Source organism: Streptomyces sp. bgisy159, from assembly GCF_057707805.1.
In genome coordinates this window covers 14,641-35,944 of record NZ_JBYIQX010000063.1, presented here as the reverse complement: position 1 = coordinate 35,944, position 21,304 = coordinate 14,641, and the positions used below count along the sequence as shown (strand labels likewise).

Genomic DNA, 21,304 nt, shown 5'->3' with positions numbered 1-21,304 from the left:
TGGGGGGGGGGGGCGGTCGCGGAATGACCGGCCGCCGGGTGGGTCCGGTCGCGGTGGGTCAGCCGAAGCGTTCGACGCGGATGCGGTCCACCGGCTGTCCGGCGGCGACCAGCAGCCGGGAGGCGTGCTCGGCGAACGCGTTCGAGCCGCACACGTACGCCTCCCAGCCGCCGGGCGGCACCTTGGCGAACAGCGGGGCCAGGTGCGCGGCGGCCAGCCGCCCGACCGCGGCGCCCGCGGGCGCCCGCCGGGTGAACACCGGGGTCGTCTCCGCGCCGTACTCCCGGGCGTAGATCAGGTCCTCGGGGCCGCGCGCGGACACCAGCAGCCGCAGTGGCACGGTCAGGCCGCGCGCCCGGTGGTGGCGGACCATCGACATCAGCGGTACGACCCCGGAGCCCGCCCCGATCAGCAGCGCGGGCCGGTCCCCGGGCCAGGCGAAGAAGCCGCTCACCGGGCCGCGCACCGCCAGTCGGTCCCCGGGCCGGGCGACGGTGTGGAACCAGCCGGAGACCTCGCCGCCCTCGACGTGGTCCAGCGTCAGGTCGATCCGGTCCGAACCGTCGGGGGCGGAGGCGATCGAGTAGTGGCGCTGGGCGGTGTAGCCGTCCTCGGCGGTCAGCCGCAGCATCAGGTGCTGGCCGGGCAGATGCCCCGGCCAGCCGGGCACCGCGAGCCGGAAGGTGGACGTGCGCGGCGTCTCCCGGCGGATCCGGACCAGCGTGGCGGTCCGCCACACGCCCGCTTCCCCGGCCCCCACGGCGATCCGGCCGGGCACCGCGAACCGGGTCGGACAGGCGGAGGTCTCAGTCACCGGCGTACCTCTGTTCCTTCCACGGGTTGCCCCGCTCGTGGTAGCCGTTGGCCTCCCAGAACCCCGGCTCGTCGTGGTCGAGGAGCCGTATCCCGGCGATCCACTTGGCGCTCTTCCAGAAGTACAGGTGGGGCACCAGCAGCCGCGCCGGGCCGCCGTGCTCGGGCGGCAGCGGGCGGCCCTCGTAGTCGAAGGCGAGCCACGCCCGGCCGCCGGTCAGGTCCGCCAGCGGCAGGTTCGTCGTGTAGCCGGTGTGCGCGTAGGCCACGGCGTGCGTCGCCGACGACGCCGGGCGCGCCTCGGCCCAGAACGCGTCCAGGGAGACGCCCCCGAACCGGACTCCGAACTTCGACCAGCCGGTCACACAGTGGATGTCGCCCTCGTACGCCGACCCGGGCAGCGCCCGCGCCTCGTCCCAGGTCCAGGTGCGGGGCCGGGCCACCAGGCCGTCGATGCGGAAGGTCCAGTCGGCGGGCGCGAGGTCCGGGGTGACCTCGGCGGACAGCACGGGCCAGTCGTCGCGCGCGTCGTACTGACCGGGCGGCAGGCCGGGCCGGTGGACGCGCGGCCGCCCGGTGAAGCCTCGGGTGACGTGGTCGGGTGGTGCCATGCGGGGTGCTGCCTGTCTGTCTGCGACACGGAGGAAACGGTTGCGCGGTCAACGGTACGTGTCCGGCGGCGGCCGCCGGCCCCCGGGACCGGCGCTCCCGCGCGCCGCTACCGCTCCCGCGCGCCGGTCGCCGTCCTCGGGCCGAAGTCCCCGGGCGGCCACGCGTTGTACCGGACCAGGTACCGCCCGAACCGCGCCAGGTCGCGTGCCGGCCGGTCCGCCGACCGCTGCCGGAACGCCGTCCGGCGGCTCTCGGCGACCTGGGCGAGGGTCTCCCGGCCCGCGTCGGTCAGGGGCAGCACCTGGACCCGGTTGTCCCCGGGAACTTCGACAGCGAGGGCGTGGGCCGCCCCGTCGGGACGCTGCTCGGCCGCCTGCCGGCGGTCGGCAGCCGGCGGGGCTCGCGGCCGTGGCCGTCGCCGCCCGCCGCGAACGCTCGCACCCGGCGCTCGCCGGTCCCGGGCGGTGGCGCGCCGAGGAGGCCGGGGCGTCCGAGGAGGAGGCCGAGGCGTCTGAGAGGGAGGCCGAAGAGACCGTCGGCGTCCGACCGTTGGGGCTCCTCGGCGCTGGGGTAGGGTGACCGCCCGTGTCCCCGATCGAGCCCGCCGGTCCCGGCCCCGGCGCTTCTGCGTCCCACGCTCCCGCGGTGTCCGTCCCCTCGCGGGAAGCCGTCGCCGCGCGGCTGCGCGCCGCGGGGTGCGTCTTCGCCGAGGAGGAGGCGGACCTGATCCTCGCCACCGCCGGCACGGCCGCGGAGGCGGCGGACCTGGTGGAGCGCCGCGCCGGCGGGCTGCCGCTGGAGCAGGTCGTGGGCTGGGCGGAGTTCCATGGGCGGCGGGTCGTCGTGGAGCCGGGGGTCTTCGTGCCGCGTCGCCGGACCGAGTTCCTCGTCGACCAAGCCCTCGCCGCCGCACCCCACGCCCGTGTGGTGGTGGATCTGTGCTGCGGCTCGGGTGCGGTCGGCGCGGCCCTCGCCGCGGCGCTGGCCCCCCTCGAACTCCACGCGGCGGACGTCGACCCGGCCGCCGTGCGCTGCGCCCGCCGCAACCTCGCCGAATGGGGCGCGCAGGTGCACCGGGGCGACCTGTTCGCGGCGCTTCCGCAGCGGCTGCGCGGCCGGATCGACCTCCTCGCCGCGAACGTGCCGTACGTCCCCACCGGCGAGATCGCCCTGCTGCCGCCGGAGGCCCGCGACCACGAGCCGCGCACCGCACTCGACGGTGGCGGCGACGGCCTGGACGTGCTGCGCCGGGTGGCCGCCGGGGCACCACGGTGGCTGGCGCCCGGCGGCCGCCTCCTGGTCGAGACCGGCGAGCGTCAGGCCCCGCACGCGGTCGAGGCGTTCACCCGGAGCGGCCTGACGGCTCGGGTGCACGCCGACGAGGAGTCGGCCGCATGGGTGGTGACCGGCACCCGCGACCGGGCGGACACGGAGACCTGACCCGGCCTCCCGGCGTCGCCGCGTCGGCGGTTCCCGGGTTCCGGGTCCGCAGATCTCGGGGCTGTCGGGGGCCGGGGCCCTCGGGGCCCCATCCACCAGGGCTGACTCTCACGGAACCCCGAAGACCTCGGCGTTCCAGGGCCTCGGGACCTCAGGTGGCCTCGCCGGAGGCCTCGGGGCCGTCGTCGCCCCAGCGGTGCCCGTTCCCCCAGCGGTGCCCCGGGCCGCCGTGTCCGTCGCCGTCCCTCGGCGTGTCGCCGAAGGGGCCGGACACCACGCGCTCCGCGGTCCGCGTGTCCCCGGTCCGGGTGCCCGCCACCCTGACCGACTCGTCCTTCTCCAGCGCACCGGCCCCGGTGCTCTTGCCGCCGTCGCGCAGGACGGGGGTGCCGGACCCCACCGTCCAGGTCCACGAGGCGCCGTCCTCGCTCCGGACGGTGACCCGGTCGCCGTCGACCTTCTCCACCGTGCCGCGCTGCCAGACCCGTACGATCCATTCGCCCGAGTCGCGGTCCTTGACCGTCGCCTCGCCGTGCACGGCGCCACCGAGGCCGAAGGCGGGGCCGTGTCCATGGCCTCGCCCGTGCCCGGGGGAGGACGCCGTCGGCGCCGGCGAACCGCCGCCGGAGCGCTCCGCCCCGGACGTCGCCGCGTAGGCGACGGTGCCGCCCAGCGCCAGCACGGCCACCGTGGTCCCCGCGACCACCGCGCGGCCGCGGACGGAGCGCCCGCCCCTCGCGGTCCGCCGGTCCTTCCCCGTGTGCTCGTCCTTGTCGGTGCGTTCGCGATCCGGTTCCTGCGTCACGGCTCACCTCCTGCGTCCCGGCGGCACGGGCGCACGCCTTGCTGTCGATTGTGGGAGAACGACGGTAAGAAGCCGGTAACGAGTTCCTGTGAACCGTGTCGGCGGGGCCCAGGTCAGTCCCGGGCCCGGGCCACCAGCAGTGCCACGTCGTCGTGGTTGTCGGGGTGGTGCAGGGTGCGCAGCAGGAAGTCGCACAGCTCCTCCAGTTCCCGGGCGGGCCCGTCCAGGAGGGAGAGCAGGGTGTCCAGCCGTTCGTCCAGCGAGTGGCGGCGGGTCTCGACCAGCCCGTCGGTGTAGAGCACCAGCCGGTCCCCGGGGGCGAAGTCCACGGTGGTCGTCGAGAACGGCACCCCGCCCACGCCCAGCGGCGCCCCGGTGGGCAGGTCGAGCAGCTCGGGCCGGTGCCCGGCGCTCAGCCGCACCGGCGGCAGATGTCCGGCGTTGGCGATCCGGCACCGGCCCGCGTCCGGGTCGTGGACGACGTAGAGGCAGGTGGCGATGGAGTGGTCGAGGCCGTCGGTGATCCGGTCCAGGTGCTCCAGCAGTACGGCGGGGTCCAGGCCGAGCGAGGCCAGGGTGGTCGTCGCGGTGCGCAGCCGACCCATGGTGGCGGCCGCGTCGATGCCGCTGCCCATCACGTCGCCCACGACCAGCGCGGTCCGCCGGCCCTCCAGCGGGATCACGTCGAACCAGTCGCCGCCCACCTCCGTGGTCGCGCCCGCCGGCTGATAGCGGGAGGCCACCTCCAGGGCGCCGGTCACCGGCGGATGGCTGGGCAGCAGACTGCGCTGCAGGGTGAGCGCGGTGGTACGGGCGTTCTGGTACCAGCGGGCGTTGTCGATCTGGACGGCCGCGCGTGCCGCCAGCTCCCGCGCCAGCAGCAGGTCGTCCCGGCCGAACGACAGCGGGTTGCGGGTCCGCTTCAGGTCGAGTGCGCCGAGCACCTCGCCGCGCGCGATGAGCGGGACCGCGAGATACGAGTGCACGCCCGCGCGTGCCAGCAGCTCGGCCGCCTCGGGGGAGCGGGCGATGCGGGCCAGGTCGTCGTCCTTGACCTCCGGCACCATGATGGGCCGGCCCGCGCGTACGCATTCCGTGACCAGCCGGTCGGGGCCGTAGCGGGCGACCTGCCCCGGTGGATCGGCCGCCGCCAGCGCCTCCGGCGCGGCGTAGGCACGCACCGCCAGCGCCCGGATCACGGCCGACTCGGTGGGCCTGAGGCTCGCCGGCCGACCGGCCACCACGGCGTCCAGCAGATCCACCGCGGCGATGTCGGCCAGCTCCGGGACCGCCACGTCGGCCAGCTCGCGCGCGGTGCGCTCCAGGTCGAGGGTGGTGCCGATCCGGGTGGAGGCGTCGGCGATCAACGCCAGCCGGCGGCGGGCCGTCTCCGCCTCCACGCCAGCCCGGTACTCGTCGGTGACGTCCACCACCGACACCGCCACGCCCAGCACGGTGCCCCGGGAGTCCTCCAGCCGGTACAGCGACACGTCCCAGGCGTGGTCCTCGTCCGGGTCCGCCGGTGTGCGCCCGACCGTGGACCGGTCGACCAGCGGCACCCCCGTGCGCAGCACCCGGCGTGCCGCCTTCTCCAGCGCCTCCGCGTCCAGCAGCGGCACCACCTCGCGCAGTGTGCGCCCCAGGTGCTCGCCGGCCGGCACACCGTCGATCCGCTCCAGCGCGGGGTTGACCGACACGTACCGCAGCTCGTTGTCGAGGACGGCGAGGCCCACCGGCGACTGCGAGACCAGCCGGGTGGACAGCGCCAGGTCCTGCTCCACCTGGCGCAGGGTGGGCCGGTCCGCGGCGAGCCCCAGGGCGTAGACGTCGCCCCGGACGTCCGTCAGGCGCATGTTGCGGAACTCCACCAGCCGGGTGGTCCCGTCCTTGCGGCGGATCGGGAAGGCCCCCGCCCAGCTGCGGCCGGTCTCCATGACGTCCGCGAAGAGTCTGACCACCAGGTCGATGTGGCGTTCGTGCACCATGACGCGGGCCGCGTACCGGCCCAGCGCCTCCCCGGCCGAGTAGCCGAACAGCTCCTCGGCCTGCGGGCTCCACAGCACGATGCGTCCCTCGGCGTCCAGGACCACGGAGGCCACGTTCAGGACGTCGAGCAGGCCACCGGGCCGTATCGGGCCGCCGCTCTCGGGCGTCACCGGATCGGCTGGACTCATGCTCAGCATCGCCTCCGCACCTAGGTTCTGCCGCGGCACGACGCCCCTCGTGCCGACTCCCCCAGTTCTACCGCGCCCAACCCTCTTCTCCCATGCCTGGCGCGGCCTCGCATGCGCTGCGCGGGCAGGCGTGACCGGCCGGGCGCGGGGAGGTGCCACGGGGCCGGCGCGGGGAGGTGTCGCGGGCGGGGAGGGCAGGTCTCACGGGGTGGGTGCGGGCAGGTGCCATGGGTCCGGCGCGGGAGGTGTCGTGTCACGGGTCCGGCGCGGGGAGGTGTTCGCCGATCGGTTCCCGCCCGGCCATCGGTTGGTCTGTACATGACTACCGAAGCGGTCCAGACTGTGCGCCGAGCGCCTTCCCATCCCCGGTCGAGGAGCCCCGCCATGCCCTTGCGCCCCACCCGCCGCCGTCACCCGGTCACGCTCCGTGCCGCCCTCGTCGCGCTGGCCACCGTCGCGGTCGCCGCCCTGGCCGCGGCGCCGCCCGCCGCGGCAGCCGGGGCCGGCGCGACCACCGAGGTGTGGACCGAGGTGGGCTCCGACCGCGCCGACCCGCTCACCGAGAGCCAGGGGCTGGCCTCGGTCGAGGTCCCGGCGGGCAGCCCCAACCGCTACACCGGCATCGGCACCATCCCGTTCGGCGTCTCGCTGCGCGGCTGGAACCATGTCGGCGACCCCGACGCCGCCTACGACGGCCACTACGTCGAGCCCTACCAGTCCGACTCGAACGGCGCCAAGATGTTCCGGGTGCGCACGCCCGCCGGCTCCTGGTCCGAGTACGTCCACACGCTCGCCCCCGACGAGGCGCTGAACAACTCCTGGGTGGCGATATCCCCGGACGGCCAGTGGATGCTGGCGGGGGAGTGGGGCACCATGACCCGGTTCCTCGTCTTCCCGACCCCCGGGGTCAACCCCGCCACCTCGCCGTCCGCCGACCTGCCCCGGGTCGCCACCGTCCGGCTCGACCACGCCGTACGCGACGTCCAGGGCTGCGACTTCTCCGGCCCGACCACCCTCCTGTGCTCCTCCGACGACCCGGACGGCACCCTCTTCGGCCTCACCAAGCCACTGCTGCGGGTCGACCTGTCCGCCCCTCCGGAGGGCGCCTCGGACGTCGCCGGGCATGTCACCGCCCTGCGCGGACTGCCGCTGCGCAGCGGGTGCTCGGGCACCTTCGAGGCGGAAGGGGTCGACTACGACCGCCGTACCGGCACCCTGCGCGTGATCGTGCTCTCGCCGGGCTTCTGCGTGCTGACCGACAGCAAGACCTACCGCTTCACCCGCGGCAGGCCGGGTGCCGGCCGCCGCGCTGGTGCCCGTCGGGCGAAGTGGTGCTTTTCTGGGGAGGTGGCGCGAATCCGGGGATGCGACGCGGCCCGCTGGGCACCGCGACCAGTGCGGCGCGCAATGTGGGCGCCGCCGCGCCACCGCCACGAGAGGAGCGAACACGATGGACCGCGAGCGACAGCACGAGGAGTCCGTCTCCGTCGAGATCAGCGGATGCAACAAGGAGGACGCGCGGATCGTCTTCGAGGCGCTGGGCACCTGCTTCGAGTCCGACCGTTCCGCCGGGGATGTCCCGCAACAGCTGCACGAGACCCGTCCTATGGTCTGGCTCGGCACCTTCGAGGTCACCGAGACCCACAGCTGCCCACCGCCCGCGCGGCTGTCGTCCACCGTCGAGGCCGACGCGCAGGGCGGCTACTGGGCGATCGACCGGCTGCGCGACGCCCTCGACTCCCTCTTCTCGGTGCGCGACCTGACCGCCGCCTCCGGCGATCAGGAGCGTGAGTTGCACGTCCTGCTCGAAAGCCGCTGACGGCTCCCGCCCGGGCCCGGCCCGGCGGGCCCGGGCGGGGCGACGCCCGCGCCCCGGCCGCCCGGTGGGGTGAAAGGGCGCCCGCGCCGGTCGGGCCGCCGTCGTGCCGCGGCCGCCGCCGGACAGGATGGCCCTCGGAGGTGGCCTGATGGCGAACGGCGGTGTGCCGGGGACGGCCCGGGAGGCGGACGGGCTGCGTACGGCGGCGAAGGGCTGGCACGGGTTGCAGCTCGCCGTACTGGGGTTCGTCGGCCTGTGCGGAGTGCTCAAGGGCTCCGGGCCCGACCAGGTGCCCCGGGGTGTCCAGATCCTCGCCGGCGTGCTGGCGCTGGCCGCGCTGGCGGTCGCCTGTCTCGCGGTGCTGCTGGTGGGCCTGGTCGCCTGGCCGCTCTACGGCGGCGCCCGCACGGCCCCAGCCGCCCGTGCGGGCCGCGTGCTGCGGCTCGGCATCGTTCTCACCTTCGTCGCGGTCGTCCTGCTGGCGCTGTCCACCGCCGCCTCCTGGTGGCCGGTACCGAGGCGGGGCGCCACGGAGGGCCTGGTCCAGGTCTCCACCGGTGCCGTCACCGTGTGCGGGGCGCTGCGCGGCGGCGGTGACGGTTTCCTCGTCCTGCGCGCGGACGGTCGTACCGCCGCCGTGCCGCTGGACCGGATCACCGCGCTGCGACCGGTGTCCGACTGCGGCTGACCTGGGCGGCCGTGCCGCCGGTGACTGTTCCCGCCGTGTGACCGACGTCAAGCCCCAAGCTTTGTGCAACTAGTTGCACAAAGGGGCGCGGTGCCTCTACAACAGAGGGACCACACCGCGCACGGAGGGCCCGATGAGCCGTTACCCCCACCTGCTGAGCCCGCTCGACCTGGGCTTCACCACGCTGCCCAACCGCGTCCTGATGGGCTCGATGCACGTCGGACTGGAGGAGGCCGAGCGCGGCTTCGAGCGGATGGCGGCCTTCTACGCCGAGCGGGCCCGTGGCGGGGTCGGCCTCATCGTCACCGGCGGCATCGCCCCCAACGACGAGGGCCGGCCCTACGAGGGCGGCGCCAAGCTCACCACCGAGGAGGAGGCCGACCGGCACCGCCCGGTCACCGAGGCCGTGCACCGCGAGGGCGGCCGGATCGCCCTGCAGATCCTGCACTTCGGCCGCTACGCCTACCACCGCGACCTGGTCGCCCCGAGCCCCCTCCAGGCGCCCATCAGCCCCTTCCCGCCCCGTGAACTCACCGACGCCGACGTCGAACGCACCATCGAGGACTACGCCCGCACCGCCCGCCTCGCCCGGCAGGCCGGCTACGACGGCGTGGAGATCATGGGCTCCGAGGGCTACCTCATCAACGAGTTCATCGCCGCACCGACCAACCACCGCACCGACCGCTGGGGCGGCTCCTACGAGAACCGCATGCGCTTCCCCGTGGAGATCGTGCGGCGGGTGCGCGAGGCGGTCGGCGACGACTTCATCGTCGTCTACCGGCTGTCGATGCTCGACCTGGTCCCCGGCGGCTCCACCCTCGACGAGGTGATCACCCTCGCCCGGGCCGTCGAGGAGGCCGGCGCCACGATCATCAACACCGGCATCGGCTGGCACGAGGCGCGCATCCCCACCATCGCCACCTCCGTGCCGCGCGGCGCGTACACCTTCGTCACCAAGAAGCTCATGGGCGCGGTGTCCGTCCCGCTCGTCACCACCAACCGCATCAACACCCCCGAGGTCGCCGAGCAGCTGCTCGCCGACGGCTGCGCGGACATGGTGTCGATGGCCCGCCCGATGCTCGCCGACCCCGACTTCGTCGCCAAGGCCGCCGCCGGCACCCCGGAGGCCATCAACACCTGCATCGGGTGCAACCAGGCCTGCCTCGACCACACCTTCAGCGGCAGGATCACCTCCTGCCTGGTCAACCCGCGCGCCTGCCACGAGACGGAACTCGTCCTCGCCCCGACCCGGCTGAAGAAGCGCGTGGCCGTCGTCGGCGCCGGACCGGCCGGCCTCGCCTGCGCGGTCAGCGCCGCCGAACGCGGCCACCACGTCACCCTCTTCGACGCCGCGAGCGAGATCGGCGGCCAGCTCAACGTGGCCCGCAAGGTCCCCGGCAAGCAGGAGTTCGACGAGACACTGCGGTACTTCCGCCACCAGCTCGACACCCACGGCGTCGACGTACGCCTCGCCACCCCCGTCGAGGCGGGCGACCTGGCGGACTACGACGAGGTCGTCGTCGCCACCGGCGTCACCCCGCGCACGCCCGACATCCCGGGTATCGACCACCCCCGCGTCCTCGGCTACCTCGACGTGCTGCGCGACGGCGCCCCCGTGGGTGACCGCGTCGCGATCCTCGGCGCCGGCGGCATCGGCTTCGACGTCGCCGAGTACCTCACCGACGGCGGCGACAAGGCGAGCGAGGACCCGGCGACGTACTTCCGCCACTGGGGCGTCGACATGGACTACACGGCGCCCGGCGGCCTCACCGCCCCCGAGCGGCCGGCCCCGCCGCGCACCGTCCACCTGCTCCAGCGCAAGACCACCAAGGTCGGCGCCGGACTCGGCAAGACCACCGGCTGGATCCACCGCACCGAGCTCAAGCACCGCGGCGTCACCATGGTCCCCGGCGTGCGCTACGACCGGATCGACGACGCAGGTCTGCACCTCACCGTCGGCGAGGAGAGCACGGTCCTGGAGGTCGACACCATCGTGCTGTGCACCGGCCAGGAACCGCGCCGCGACCTGTACGACGCGCTGGCCGCCGCCGGACGCAGCGTCCACCTCATCGGCGGCGCCGACGTGGCGGCGGAGCTGGACGCGAAGCGGGCCATCAAGCAGGGCACCGAGCTGGCGGCGACCCTCTAGGTACTGACAGCGCCCCGCACGGCGTCCCTAGGATGACCCCATGTCACTCCCGCACGCGATCCTCACCGCCCTGCTGGAAAAGCCGTCCTCCGGGCTGGAGCTGACCCGCCGGTTCGACCGGTCGATCGGCTACTTCTGGTCGGCGACGCATCAGCAGATCTATCGCGAGCTGGGAAAACTGGAGGCCGACGGCCACATCCGGGCGCTCCCCGGCGAGCAGCCGGCCCGCGGGCAGCGGAAGAGCTACGAGGTCCTGCCCGCGGGCCGCGCCGAACTGGAGCGCTGGACCGCCGCCGGGCAGGACCCCAGGCCGCACCGCGACCCGCTGCTGCTGCGGCTGCGCGCCGCGGCCGTGGTCGGCACCGCGGGCCTGGAGGCCGACCTGCGCCGCCACCTCGACCTGCACCGGCGTCAGCTGGCCGAGTACCAGGAGATCGAACGGCGCGACTTCCCGCCCGGCCGGGACAGTCCCGAGGACCGGCTGCGCCACCTGGTGCTGCGGGCCGGGATCGACCTGGAGACCTTCTGGACCGGGTGGCTCGGCCACGCCCTGGCGGAGTTCGCGGAACTCCCCGACGGCGACTGAACCGGGGGCACCGGCCGGCCGGTGCCGCGACCGCGTCGGCGGCCCGCCGATCGCGCAGGTGGTGTGCCTCTCCTACCGGCGGCACACGCGTTTCGCAGCGCCTGTACGCCTCTCGCTCCGGCGCGTCGGCGTTCCCGCCCCCGCGCGTCGGCGTTCCCGCCCCGGCGCGACGGTACCGGTCAGAACCGGTACGGCTTGGAGCGGCGGCGCAGGAACCAGGCCGCCGCGATCACTCCGACGCCGACCAGCGCACCGCCCGCCGCCAGGGTGATCGTGCCGTAGTCCTTGATCCCGCCGCCCTGGCCGCCCATCACACCCCGCGAGGGCGACGCCGTGGCGGTGACGGTCGGGGAGGCGGAAGCGGAGACGATCACGGTCTGGCTGCCGGCCGTACTCGCGTTGGAGCACATGACGACGACCGTGTAGGTCCCCGGGTTGACGTTCGACCACGCGGCCGACTGGCTGACCGTGGTCCCCGACAGCGCCACCTGGCGCCCCTCGGAGAAGTTGGCCTGGCTGCTGGTCAGCAGCGCCGCGGTGCCCCAGCTGCCGTTGATCCGGGTACAGGCGCTGGTCACCACCGACACCGTGGAGTCGCTGGTGCTCACCGAGATCCCCGATCCCTGGGCGGCGGCCGGGCCGGCGGCCAGGGCGAGGGGGAGCGCGGCGGCGGCTGCCGCGGTGAGTGCAGGTCGCAGGGACAGAGGGGGCAGAGGAATTCGCGAGTCGCGCATGGGAGGGCCTCCGGCGGCACGGTTGGCGGTACATCCCTTGCGCCGCCGAGGGGTCGGGTACGCCCGTGCTGCCTCACGCCGCAGCCAACGCCCCCCGGACGGGCCCCGCATCCCCGGAGCCCCCGGGCAGGTGACGGATTCCGTCGGACGGCCCACGGACCGCCGGTCAGCGCCCGCCGCCGGTGATCACCGTACGCTCCTGCGACAGCGCCCCCCACGTGCCGTCCGGCAGCCGGGCCCGCAACCGCACCCGGTGGGCGACCCCCGCCTCCCGCCCCGCGTAGAAGCTGTGGGAGGCACGCCCGCTCGGCGGGCTCCCGCCCCAGACCAGCGAGGTGGCCGGCCGCCCGTCGAGCAGGATCTCGTACTCGGTGACCACCCCGTCCACCCGCGGCGGCACCCACGACAGGTCGATGTGGTACGCCCCGTCGGCCAGGTGCGTGCCGGCGCGGAAACCGGTGGGCGCGGTGTCCCGCGTCGCGCCGGTGCCCGCCGGGGTGGCGAGCCGGAGCGTGGTGGAGACCGGCGAGAGGTTGTCGGCGGCGTCCCGGGCCCGCACGGTGAAGGAGTAGCGCGTCCCCGGCCGCAGCCCCGTCACCACGGTGGCGGTCTGCCCGCCGCCCACGGTGTGGATCCGCGCCCCGCCCTGCAGCACGTCGTACGACAGCACGCCCCGGTCGTCGTCGGCGGCCGACCACGACAGCTGTACGGCCGTGGTGCCCACCACGCGGCCGGTGAGCGGCCCGGGCCGGGTCGGCGCCGACCGGTCGCCGGCCACGGCCGCCGGCGTGGTGGCCCGCACACCGGCGCTGCGCGGGCCCAGGCGCCCGTCGGCGTCACGGGCGCGCACGGTGAAGACGTACGTCGTGGCCGGCGCGAGGCGGACCACGTCCACCATGTGCGCCGAGCCGGGCACGTCCCGCACCTTCGCGCCGTCCAGCAGGACCTCGTAGGCGGCGACGGGGGAGCCGGCGCGGACGGCGTTCCACATGACGTGCACACTGGTCGCGCTGCCCGCGGCGGCGGTGACACCGGTCGGCGCGCCCGGCGCCCGGCCCTCGTCCCCGTCGGCCGCCGGCGCGCAGCCGCAGCACACGGCCAGGACGGTCGCGCAGCCCAGCGAACGGCGTCGGCGCATGGTCTCCCCTCCCGGCCGAAACGGCGACGGAATTGGTCCGGACCAATATGGCGCGCGGGGGCCTGCCCGGCAAGGGGCCGGACCAACGGGCCGACGTGTTGGTGGGCGTGCCGGAGCGTTACGTATGCTGAAGCTCATCGAGATCGAACTCCCCGGCAGGGCCGGTGAGTTCGCGTCACGGGCGCGGACCGCTGTCGTCGCTGAACCCGCGCCCGCCGGAGGGCCGGACGCCCGGTGCGGCGAGCGCATCGGGCGTCCGGCGCTGCCGCGCCGTCAGAAGCCCTCCCACGTACGGCCCCCTCGAAGTGGCCGAACGGGCCGACCGCCCCCACATTGGGCTGAGTGTCCGTCAGCCCTCCCCCGAGAGGTTCCCTTATCGTGCGTGCCCCGTCGCTGACGCTGGCCGCGGCCGGCCTGGTCCTGCTGGCCCCGACCGCCCCGCCCGGCGCCGTCCCGCAGCGGGTCGCCGCGCGAGAGGTCGCCTCGCAGTGGCCCGCCGCACAGGGTGTGCGGCCCGCGCCCGGTCCGGCGCCGGGACGGCAGGGCCCGGTCGCCGCCGCCGAACTGCTGGCCAAGGTCCGTGACTGCGAACCCGTCTCCCGCGGCCGCTACCGCACCGACGCCGGCGCCCCGCCCACCGTCCCGGTCTGCGGCACCCGGAACGCCGTGTTCTGGAAGGCCGACCTGGACGTGGACTGCGACGGCCGCCCCACCGCGCGCTGCAACCGGCGCACCGACCCGCTCTTCTCCGCGAGCACGGCGTTCCGGCAGTCCGACGGGCGGTACCTGAGCGCCGAGCGGCTGCCGTACATCGTCGTCCCGGCGGTCGGCCGCCTCTGGGACCACCGTGAGCACGGCGTGCGCGGCGGCTCGGTCGCGGCGGTGGTCTACCGGGACCGGGTCCGGTACGCGGTGGTCGGCGACGTAGGCCCGCGCGACATCATCGGCGAGGCCTCCTACGCCACCGCCGAGGCCCTCGGCATCCGCCCCGACCCCCGCGGCGGCGGCATCGCCTCCGGCGTCACCTACATCGTCTTCCGGGATTCCCTGGTCGAGCCCATCGAGGACCACGCGGCGGCGGTGGCCACGGGGGAGCGGCTGGCCCGCCTGTTCGCACGGGGCGAGGGGGAGAGCGGGAGCCGACCCGACGGCGCGGCGCCGGCACCCGCCGACGACGGTCCCGACGCGGACGCCCACCCGGCCGTTCCGGACGAACGGCACGCCCGGACGGGCACGTCGGGACGGCCGGACGCCCGCGGCACGCGGGTCCGCATGACGGAGTGGGCGAAGACGTGGCAGCGACGCATGGAGGACGGCGCCGCGCGGTCCGCGGGGGGACAGGACCCGTCGGGGGACGGCACGGGTACCGGTGGGCTCGCGCATCCGACTGCCGACGATTCTCCGCGGTGATCGACCTGTCTCCGCGGTGATCGACCTGATCGACCGCGTCCGCACCGGGCAGCGCAGCGGCGGCTTGATCAGGTCGGTGTCGGACCCGCGGTCGGACGCGGGCCGCCGAAGCCGTGGGCCGAGAGGTCGAACCAGTTGCCCTCCGGATCGATCGCCCGGTACTCGGCGTAGGGACGGCTGGTGCTGCGTTCCGCCGGCTCCGGGGTGCCGGCCGCGACCAGGGCGGCGGACACGTCGTCCGTGTTCTCGACGTGGAAACCGAAGTGGTTCATCCCCATCGGGGTCTCGCCGTCGAGCCGGTGCTTGATCAGGGCCAGTGTCAGGTACCCGTCGGAGAGGAAGCAACTGCCGTCCGGCTCGCGGTGGAAGAGTTCCATCGCGAAGACGGAGGCGTAGAACTCGGCGAGTTCCTCGGGTGCGCGGGCCACGATGGCCAGATGACGCAGCTTCGGCCGGGGGGTGGGCTCGGTCACCGTGAACTCCTCTGGTCTAGGCGCCTGTTGCGCGCCGGGGGGTAGGGGGATCATGTTGTGGAACGCTCTGATCAGCCATGGGCGTGTCGCCGTCCGCTCCACGACCGCCAGAGCATGAGTGCGGGCCAGGACCACACCACCGGTGGTGCTCACGGTCGACTCCGCGTCGACCGTGGCGAGGTCGGGGCGGAGGAAGCGGATGGCCCTGACGTCGGTTTCCAGTGCGGTTCCCGCGTAGGGCCCGCGGAAGAGGGCCGCGTGTCCGCTCTCGATACCGGGCCGGCCTGCCGGCCTACCGCCTCGTACAGTCGTGAAGTCGCAGTCCTGCGCGAAGCTCGCGGCGAACCGTGCTGCGTCCCCTGCCGCCCAGCCTCGGGCCATCGCGTCCCACAGGGCGCGGATCGCCCGGATGCCCTCCTGGGCTCCGGTACCGGTCGGCGTGTCGGGCTCGTGCACGTCCGTCACACCCCCCGAGGTGTGTGGGTGCGGACGCGCAGGTCGAGTTCCGCACATCCGCCACCCCCGGGCGCGCGGGAGGGGGTGGGGGTCCAGGCCGCGAGCGCGTAGTAGAAGTCGCCGTCCCGGCGTTCCAGATAGCAGATCAGGTTGAGGGGCCAGCCCGAGTGTCCGAAGAGGTGGCGATCCATGGGGGTGGGGCGCTCGCTGAGCACGTGAGCGCGTGCTGACGGCGGGCCTATGCGGTGCCAGTCCGGGTGCATGTGGATCGAGCCGAGCAGGTCCAGGCCGACCTCCTCGGCCTGCCGGGCCGCCTTGAGGAGGTCGGTGGAGTCCATCCACCAGCCGCGGTGCTCGTTCTCGTAGGCAGGCCCGAACCGCGGCACGATGGTCTCGGAGAACTCCTGCCGCGCCGCCGGGTCGCTGGTGCGGGCGTTGCGGCCGAAGACGAGGCTCCGCACGTGGAACGTCGACGCCTCCGCCCGGCCGAGCAAGAGCGCGAAGCAGGGCAGGGGGGCCTCGGCGGTGATGAGGTGGTACGCGCCGACCGCCGCGCTCAGGAATTCTTCGAGCGCCTGGTCGTCGATCAGTACGGTGGCGGTGGCGGTGGTCGGGGCGGCGCATCGGGCCTGCGCCGGGGGTGGCCCGCAGGCCGTCGTGGTCGAGGTCATGGAGGTGCTCTCCGTGGAGTCGCGGGCGGGATCCGGAGCCGTTCGGCGCTCCGGGCCGGCGGCGGAACGAGGGCGGCGGCGGAACGAGGGCGGGGCAACGAGGCCGAGGGCCTGTGGCGGCCCGCACCGCACCGGGCGACACCCGGGAACGGGCACTTGTCCGGTGCGGGCGGGCAGGCTTCAGGAGGCGCAGCCCGTGCGCTCCTCCGGCGTCATGGGGCGGGAACGGGCGATGAGCAGGTCGTTCTTGCCGGTGGGCGCGCTGAAGGTGCTGTTGTTGATGACGACGTGCCGGTATCTCTTCTTGGTGCCGCTCCTGATCTTGGTGTCCGACGCGAAGTCGAGCCGCAGGTCCCCGGTGGCGGTGCCCATCTCCGCGGCCCTGCCGAACCAGCCGGCGTTGCAGGCCGGGACCGGCAGGCTGTCCGTCTGCGAGACGGTGCTCGACCGCGTCCAGGTCTTGGTGTACTTGGCGGTCACCGCGACCTCCGCCGCGCCCCAGATGGCGGACTTCACCGAGGTGCTCACCTCGAAGCTGTCCGAACTCGTGACCGTGTCCGACCAGGCCAGCGAGTGGGTGACCGTCGTGGACGCGTAGTTGAGGACGCGGTCGCCCACCGGGTGTTCCGGCCCGTGCGCGGTCCGGTACCCGGTCGGGGCGTAGCTGATCTTGCAGTCGATGTTCTCGAAGGGGACCGCCGGGCCGAGTTCGTGCACGTCGTAACAGATCTGCAGGGCCTTCGCCGCCAGCGGGTCACCGGCGTCCAGCGTCAGGGTGCGGTTCTTGGCCGCCGCGGCCGGTGACGCGGCCAGCGCCAGCGCCCCCACCGCGACTCCGGCCAGGACCGATGCTCGTCGAATTGATCGCATGCTGCGTGTTTCCCTTCAGGGTCGGACAGTCGAAGAGGGAGAGCCGGGTGTCCTGGGCGCTCACGATGAGGGCGAGGCGCCGGCTCGACGATCAGGCTGGGCCCGTCCACCGCCGATCGGGAACGGCGGGACACGCGGACGACGCGGCTTCACAGACCGCGAGCGGCCGCGGCGTAGGCGTCAGCGAGCGCCTTGCGGGCATTGGCCTCCAGGCCGGCCGCCGCGGCCCAGTTGTTCCTCAGGTACTGCACGGTCAGGATCTTCTGGAGGTCGGTCAGCTCGGGGTCGCCCCAGACCTGCGACAGGGCGTCGTCGAGGTCGACCACAGGCCCGGCGGCCCCCAGGGACGGGTTCGGCGGGTCCGACGCCTCCTCGGCGGTGGTGGTTCCGGCCTCGCAGGGCACGATCTGCCCGGGTGAGGTCCCTCCGCTCCAGGGGGCGGCGCCGTCCGCCGCCGACCAGACGCACAGTGTCCCGCCGGTCGCTGCCGCTGCCGGCTGTGCGGTGAGCAGCGGGGCAGCCACCGCACCGGGCAGGGCGAGCAGGAGCGCGGTCAGCCGCACTCGCCGTCGTCGCCCTGAGGGCTTGGCCGTCCTTCTCCGTGCAGCGGCCGTAGGCGGACCCGTCGTGATCCTTGCCGCGGCGGACTCGTCCTGAAGTTGATGCATGGACAGTTTCCTTTCGAGGGAGGTGACGCCGGAGGGGCGGCAGGCCTGACACCCGCAGAAGTGCGGGGAGAGCCCGTGTGCCGAGAGCTCATCCTTCACCGCCGTCGAAAGCAGGTGTGAGTGGTAGAAGTGGCGTATGCCGCAAGAATCCTTCCAACGTCACGCGGAGCTCCGCCCGCACCGCGTGACGGTCCTCGTGGACGAGAACACCAACCCGTTCGAACTGGGCTGCGCCACCGAACTCTTCGGTCTCCCGCGGCCCGAACTCGGCCGGAAACTGTATGAGTTCGCGCTCTGCACGCCGGGCGACCGCACGGTCATGCGCGACCGCTTCTTCACTCTCACCGAAACCGCCGGACTCGAAGCCGCCGAGGCCACCGACACCCTGATCATCCCGAGCAGACCGGACGTCGCCCACCCTCGACACCCCGCCGTACTGGACGTCATACGCCGCGTCCACGCGCGGGGCGCCCGGTTGGTCTCCTTCTGTACCGGCGCGTTCGCCCTGGCCGAAGCCGGTGTGCTCGACGGCCGCCGGGCCACCACACACTGGCAGTGCACGGACCTGCTCCGCTCCCGCTACCCCGCTGTCCGCGTCGAGCCCGACGTGCTCTTCGTCGAGGACCGCGGCATCCTCACGTCCGCGGGCAGCGCCGCCGCACTCGACCTCGGCCTGCACATCATCCGCCGCGACCACGGCGCGGAAACCGCCAACACCATCAGCCGCCGCCTCGTGTTCCCCGCCCACCGCGACGGCGGACAGAAGCAGTTCATCGAACGACCCCTGCCCGACCTGCCCGACGAGTCCCTGGCCCCCCTGCTGGCCTGGGCGCAGCAGCGACTCGACACCCCCCTCACCGTCGCCGACCTCGCGGCCGAGGCCGCCGTGAGCGCCACCACCCTGCACAGGCGCTTCCGCACCCAGCTGGGCACCACCCCGAACGCGTGGCTGACCGCGCAGCGCGTCACCCTCGCCCGCCGCCTCCTCGAACGCGGCGACACCCGCATCGACGCCGTCGCCCGCAACAGCGGACTGGGTACCCCGGCCAACCTCCGCATCCTGCTGCGCCGGGAGACGGGACTCACGCCCTCGGCCTACCGGCAGCGTTTCGGCCCGGAAACCGTCACGAGCGGCCTCTCCCCGGTCACCACCCCGGCGGAGACCGCGAGATGAAGCCGGACAAGGGCATCGCCGTCCCCGCGATCGCCGAGGAGCCGACCGAGCCGCGGCTGCCCGGCACGCCTCACCGCTTCCGGTAGTCGTACGCCTCCGTGGCCGCCGCCTCCACCGCGTCGAGGTCGGCCCCGGCCGCGGCCGTGACCACCGCGGCCACGGCGCCCTCCACGAACGGGGCGTCCACGAGACGCGTCCCCTCCGGAAGTTCGTCACCCTCGGCCAGCAGCGCCTTGACGGTGAGGACGGCGCTGCCCAGATCGGTCAGCACGGCGACCCCCGCACCCCGGTCCACGGACGCGGCCGCGGCAGCGATGAGCTCGGAGCTGGTACCGAGCCCCCCGCCCGCCGCGCCCCCCGCCGGGGCGACCGGCACCGCCGTGCCGCCGCCAGCCAGGGCGCGCGCCAACTCCGCCACCGAAGCGGCCACTTCGGCACTGTGCGAGACCAGTACGATCCCGACCGGCGTCCCGCCCGTGTCGTCATTCATCGGCTGCTCGCCCCCTGTCGTCCCCCCACGCCCCTCCACTCCCGCTCACGCCCCGTCCGCCTCGGCGAGAGCGGCGATCAGCAGCGCCGACGAGGTGGCGCCGGGATCCTGGTGCCCGATGCTGCGTTCGCCGAGATAGCTGGCCCGGCCTTTGCGGGCCTGCAAGGGGATCGTCGCCTCGGCGCCCCGCTCGGCGGCGGCCCGGGCGGCACCGAACCCCTCGTCCAGCGCCTCCACGGCCGGGACCAGCGCGTCGATCATCGTCTTGTCGCCGGGTGCGGCCCCGCCCAGCCGCATCACCGCCTCCACCCCCGCGCGCAGCGCCTCGGCCAGCTGCTCGGCGCTCACCTCGGCGGCGTCCCCGAGCGCCTTGCCGGTACGCCGCAGCAGCGTGCCGTAGAGCGGTCCCGAGGCGCCGCCGACGGTGGAGATGAGCTGCCGGCCGGCCAGCGTCAGGACCGAGCCCGGGGCCGCGGGAGCCTCCTTGTCCAGCACGGCGGTCACCGCGGCGAAGCCGCGCTGCAGGTTGCTGCCGTGGTCGGCGTCGCCGATGGGGGAGTCGAGGGCGGTGAGCCGGTCCGCCTCACGGTCCACGGAGGCGGCCGTCGCCGCCATCCAGCGGCGGAAGAAATCGGCGTCGAGCACGTGATCTCCTTGCGTGGTGGGTGGGTCGAGCGTCTGGTCCCGCTTCTCACATGCCCCAGCGCAGCGCCGGCGTACGCACCGGCGCGTCCCACAGCCGCAGCAGTTCCTCGTCGACCTCGCAGAGGGTGACCGAGGCACCGGCCATGTCGAGGGAGGTGACGTAGTTGCCGACGAGCGTGCGGGCGACGGCCACGCCGCGCTCGGTGAGCACCCGCTGCACCTCGGCGTTGAAGCCGTACAGCTCCAGCAGCGGGGTCGCGCCCATGCCGTTGACCAGCGCCAGCACCGGACCGCGCGGCGACCGGTCGGTCAGGATCGCGTCGAGGGCGACATCGGCGATCTCCCCGGAGGTCATCATCGGCCGCCGCTCGCGCCCCGGCTCCCCGTGGATGCCGATGCCGAGCTCCAGCTCGCCGTCCGGCAGCTCGAAGGTGGGGCTGCCCTTGGCCGGGGTGGTGCAGGCGCTGAGGGCCACCCCGAAGCTGCGGGAGCGTTCGTTCACCTGCCGGGCGACGGCCTCCACCCGCTCCAGCGGCTGCCCCTCGTCGGCCGCGGCACCCGCGATCTTCTCGACGAACAGGGTGGCACCGGTACCGCGCCGGCCGGCGGTGTACAGGCTGTCGGTCACCGCGACGTCGTCGTCGACCAGCACCCTGGCCACCTGGACACCCTCGTCCTCGGCGAGTTCGGCCGCCATGTCGAAGTTCAGCACGTCACCGGTGTAGTTCTTCACGACGAACAGCACCCCGGCCCCGCTGTCCACGGCCGCCGCCGCGCGCACCATCTGGTCGGGCACCGGCGAGGTGAACACTTCCCCCGGGCACGCCGCCGACAGCATCCCCGGCCCCACGAACCCGCCGTGCAGCGGCTCGTGCCCCGAGCCGCCCCCGGACACCAGCGCCACCTTCCCCGCGACCGGCGCGTCCCGCCGTACGATCACCCGGTTCTCCACGTCGACGACCAGCTCGGGGTGCGCCGCCGCGATTCCTCGCAAAGCGTCGGCGACCACGGTTTCGGGGACATTGATGAGCATCCTCATGGGTACCTCCATCAGATCTCAGCGGGTACGTCATTGACCTGCGTCACCGCAGGTCGGACATGGTGTGGGCGGTTGTTGATCCCGGTGTTCCGCGGACTTCTGTGATGTCACGTCAAGTGTGCCCGATGTCTCCGTTCGGGCTCGGGTCATGTCCCCATGCCGGAAGTATTGACCTTGTGGTCGTGAAGGGCACGTGCGCCGGCTTCGCTTCCTGTGCGGGTGCGGGTGCGGGTGCGGGTGCGGGTGCGGCCCGCCCGGCCTGAGCCTGTCGGCCGGTGCCGGTTCACCGGTGCGTCATATTCCGTTCCCGTGGGCCGCCAATGCGTGGACAAGGATCGGGGGAATTCATGGCGGGGGTGTCGAGGGTCGTCGACCGGGTGAGTGTTCGATACCTTTTTCCCCGCTGCACGGAAATGCGCCGAGAAACGAAAGGCGGCCTTCGCGTCCGCG

Annotated in this window: 20 protein-coding genes and 2 pseudogenes; 8 read left to right on the top strand and 14 right to left on the bottom strand. The window is 74.2% G+C overall.

What is annotated here, in order from left to right; translation table 11 throughout:
* Positions 1–58: 58 nt before the first annotated feature.
* The 3 genes from AC3ET3_RS33780 to AC3ET3_RS33770 all read right to left on the bottom strand — a co-directional run bounded on the left by AC3ET3_RS33780 (position 59) and on the right by AC3ET3_RS33770 (position 1,726).
* Entirely contained in the window at positions 59–814 is a 756-nt protein-coding gene (locus AC3ET3_RS33780) for a ferredoxin reductase (RefSeq protein ID WP_432133391.1), read from the bottom strand.
* The gene (locus tag AC3ET3_RS33775) at positions 807–1,424 is read right to left on the bottom strand and encodes a sulfite oxidase-like oxidoreductase (protein WP_432133390.1); all 618 of its coding nucleotides are present in this window, start codon (positions 1,422–1,424) and stop codon (positions 807–809) included. The genes AC3ET3_RS33780 and AC3ET3_RS33775 overlap by 8 nt, the downstream gene beginning before the upstream one ends.
* 107 nt (positions 1,425–1,531) lie before the next feature.
* Positions 1,532–1,726, bottom strand: a complete 195-nt coding sequence (locus tag AC3ET3_RS33770) for a hypothetical protein (RefSeq protein WP_432133389.1) — start codon at positions 1,724–1,726, stop codon at positions 1,532–1,534.
* 344 nt (positions 1,727–2,070) lie between these two features.
* Between AC3ET3_RS33770 and AC3ET3_RS33765 the strand changes: the two genes are divergently transcribed.
* Entirely contained in the window at positions 2,071–2,865 is a 795-nt protein-coding gene (locus tag AC3ET3_RS33765; RefSeq protein WP_435613520.1) for a putative protein N(5)-glutamine methyltransferase, read from the top strand.
* A gap of 151 nt (positions 2,866–3,016) precedes the next feature.
* Here the strand turns inward: AC3ET3_RS33765 and AC3ET3_RS33760 are convergent, their stop codons facing one another.
* Entirely contained in the window at positions 3,017–3,670 is a 654-nt protein-coding gene (locus AC3ET3_RS33760; protein WP_432156725.1) for a hypothetical protein, read from the bottom strand.
* A 113-nt stretch (positions 3,671–3,783) separates the two neighbouring features.
* Positions 3,784–5,844 (bottom strand): SpoIIE family protein phosphatase, encoded by a 2,061-nt coding sequence (locus tag AC3ET3_RS33755; RefSeq protein WP_432133386.1) that lies wholly within the window; start codon positions 5,842–5,844, stop codon positions 3,784–3,786.
* A 384-nt stretch (positions 5,845–6,228) separates the two neighbouring features.
* Between AC3ET3_RS33755 and AC3ET3_RS33750 the strand changes: the two are divergent.
* From AC3ET3_RS33750 to AC3ET3_RS33730, 5 genes and pseudogenes are all read left to right on the top strand, one after another.
* Positions 6,229–7,128: pseudogene (locus AC3ET3_RS33750) on the top strand (hypothetical protein); the annotation flags it as partial.
* A gap of 166 nt (positions 7,129–7,294) precedes the next feature.
* Entirely contained in the window at positions 7,295–7,663 is a 369-nt protein-coding gene (locus tag AC3ET3_RS33745; RefSeq protein ID WP_432133384.1) for a hypothetical protein, read from the top strand.
* Between the two features lie 148 nt (positions 7,664–7,811).
* Complete coding sequence (locus AC3ET3_RS33740) at positions 7,812–8,351, top strand: hypothetical protein (protein WP_432133383.1); 540 nt, start codon at positions 7,812–7,814, stop codon at positions 8,349–8,351.
* Positions 8,352–8,484: 133 nt separating this feature from the next.
* The gene (locus AC3ET3_RS33735) at positions 8,485–10,500 is read left to right on the top strand and encodes an FAD-dependent oxidoreductase (protein WP_432133382.1); all 2,016 of its coding nucleotides are present in this window, start codon (positions 8,485–8,487) and stop codon (positions 10,498–10,500) included.
* 40 nt (positions 10,501–10,540) lie between these two features.
* Entirely contained in the window at positions 10,541–11,086 is a 546-nt protein-coding gene (locus tag AC3ET3_RS33730; RefSeq protein ID WP_432133381.1) for a PadR family transcriptional regulator, read from the top strand.
* 179 nt (positions 11,087–11,265) lie between these two features.
* Here AC3ET3_RS33730 and AC3ET3_RS33725 read toward each other — a convergent pair whose 3' ends face one another.
* Positions 11,266–11,820, bottom strand: a complete 555-nt coding sequence (locus AC3ET3_RS33725; RefSeq protein ID WP_432139870.1) for a hypothetical protein — start codon at positions 11,818–11,820, stop codon at positions 11,266–11,268.
* Positions 11,821–11,986: 166 nt separating this feature from the next.
* Complete coding sequence (locus AC3ET3_RS33720) at positions 11,987–12,958, bottom strand: fibronectin type III domain-containing protein (RefSeq protein WP_435613519.1); 972 nt, start codon at positions 12,956–12,958, stop codon at positions 11,987–11,989.
* A 378-nt stretch (positions 12,959–13,336) separates the two neighbouring features.
* Here AC3ET3_RS33720 and AC3ET3_RS33715 point away from each other — a divergent pair.
* A pseudogene (locus AC3ET3_RS33715) lies at positions 13,337–14,083 on the top strand (glycoside hydrolase family 75 protein); the annotation flags it as partial.
* A gap of 353 nt (positions 14,084–14,436) precedes the next feature.
* Here AC3ET3_RS33715 and AC3ET3_RS33710 read toward each other — a convergent pair.
* The 4 genes from AC3ET3_RS33710 to AC3ET3_RS33695 all read right to left on the bottom strand — a co-directional run bounded on the left by AC3ET3_RS33710 (position 14,437) and on the right by AC3ET3_RS33695 (position 17,401).
* Positions 14,437–15,297 carry an SgcJ/EcaC family oxidoreductase gene (locus AC3ET3_RS33710; RefSeq protein ID WP_432139868.1) on the bottom strand — a complete coding sequence of 287 codons (861 nt, stop codon included), beginning with the start codon at positions 15,295–15,297 and terminating at the stop codon, positions 14,437–14,439.
* Positions 15,298–15,302: 5 nt separating this feature from the next.
* The gene (locus tag AC3ET3_RS33705) at positions 15,303–15,968 is read right to left on the bottom strand and encodes a hypothetical protein (RefSeq protein WP_435613518.1); all 666 of its coding nucleotides are present in this window, start codon (positions 15,966–15,968) and stop codon (positions 15,303–15,305) included.
* A 180-nt stretch (positions 15,969–16,148) separates the two neighbouring features.
* A complete protein-coding gene (locus AC3ET3_RS33700; protein WP_432139866.1) occupies positions 16,149–16,838 on the bottom strand; it encodes a hypothetical protein in 690 nt (229 codons plus the stop codon).
* 149 nt (positions 16,839–16,987) lie between these two features.
* On the bottom strand, positions 16,988–17,401 hold the full coding sequence (locus tag AC3ET3_RS33695; protein ID WP_432139865.1) for a hypothetical protein: 414 nt from the start codon (positions 17,399–17,401) through the stop codon (positions 16,988–16,990).
* Between the two features lie 241 nt (positions 17,402–17,642).
* Here AC3ET3_RS33695 and AC3ET3_RS33690 point away from each other — a divergent pair, with 241 nt between their 5' ends.
* The gene (locus tag AC3ET3_RS33690; RefSeq protein WP_432139864.1) at positions 17,643–18,680 is read left to right on the top strand and encodes a GlxA family transcriptional regulator; all 1,038 of its coding nucleotides are present in this window, start codon (positions 17,643–17,645) and stop codon (positions 18,678–18,680) included.
* A gap of 70 nt (positions 18,681–18,750) precedes the next feature.
* Here AC3ET3_RS33690 and AC3ET3_RS33685 read toward each other — a convergent pair whose 3' ends face one another.
* Genes AC3ET3_RS33685 through dhaK form a run of 3 tightly spaced genes read right to left on the bottom strand, consistent with a single transcriptional unit; the run spans position 18,751 to position 20,854 of the window.
* Entirely contained in the window at positions 18,751–19,170 is a 420-nt protein-coding gene (locus AC3ET3_RS33685; protein ID WP_432139863.1) for a PTS-dependent dihydroxyacetone kinase phosphotransferase subunit DhaM, read from the bottom strand.
* A 45-nt stretch (positions 19,171–19,215) separates the two neighbouring features.
* Complete coding sequence (gene dhaL / locus AC3ET3_RS33680; protein ID WP_435613517.1) at positions 19,216–19,815, bottom strand: dihydroxyacetone kinase subunit DhaL; 600 nt, start codon at positions 19,813–19,815, stop codon at positions 19,216–19,218.
* A gap of 46 nt (positions 19,816–19,861) precedes the next feature.
* A complete protein-coding gene (dhaK, locus tag AC3ET3_RS33675; protein WP_432139861.1) occupies positions 19,862–20,854 on the bottom strand; it encodes a dihydroxyacetone kinase subunit DhaK in 993 nt (330 codons plus the stop codon).
* Positions 20,855–21,304: the final 450 nt, after the last annotated feature.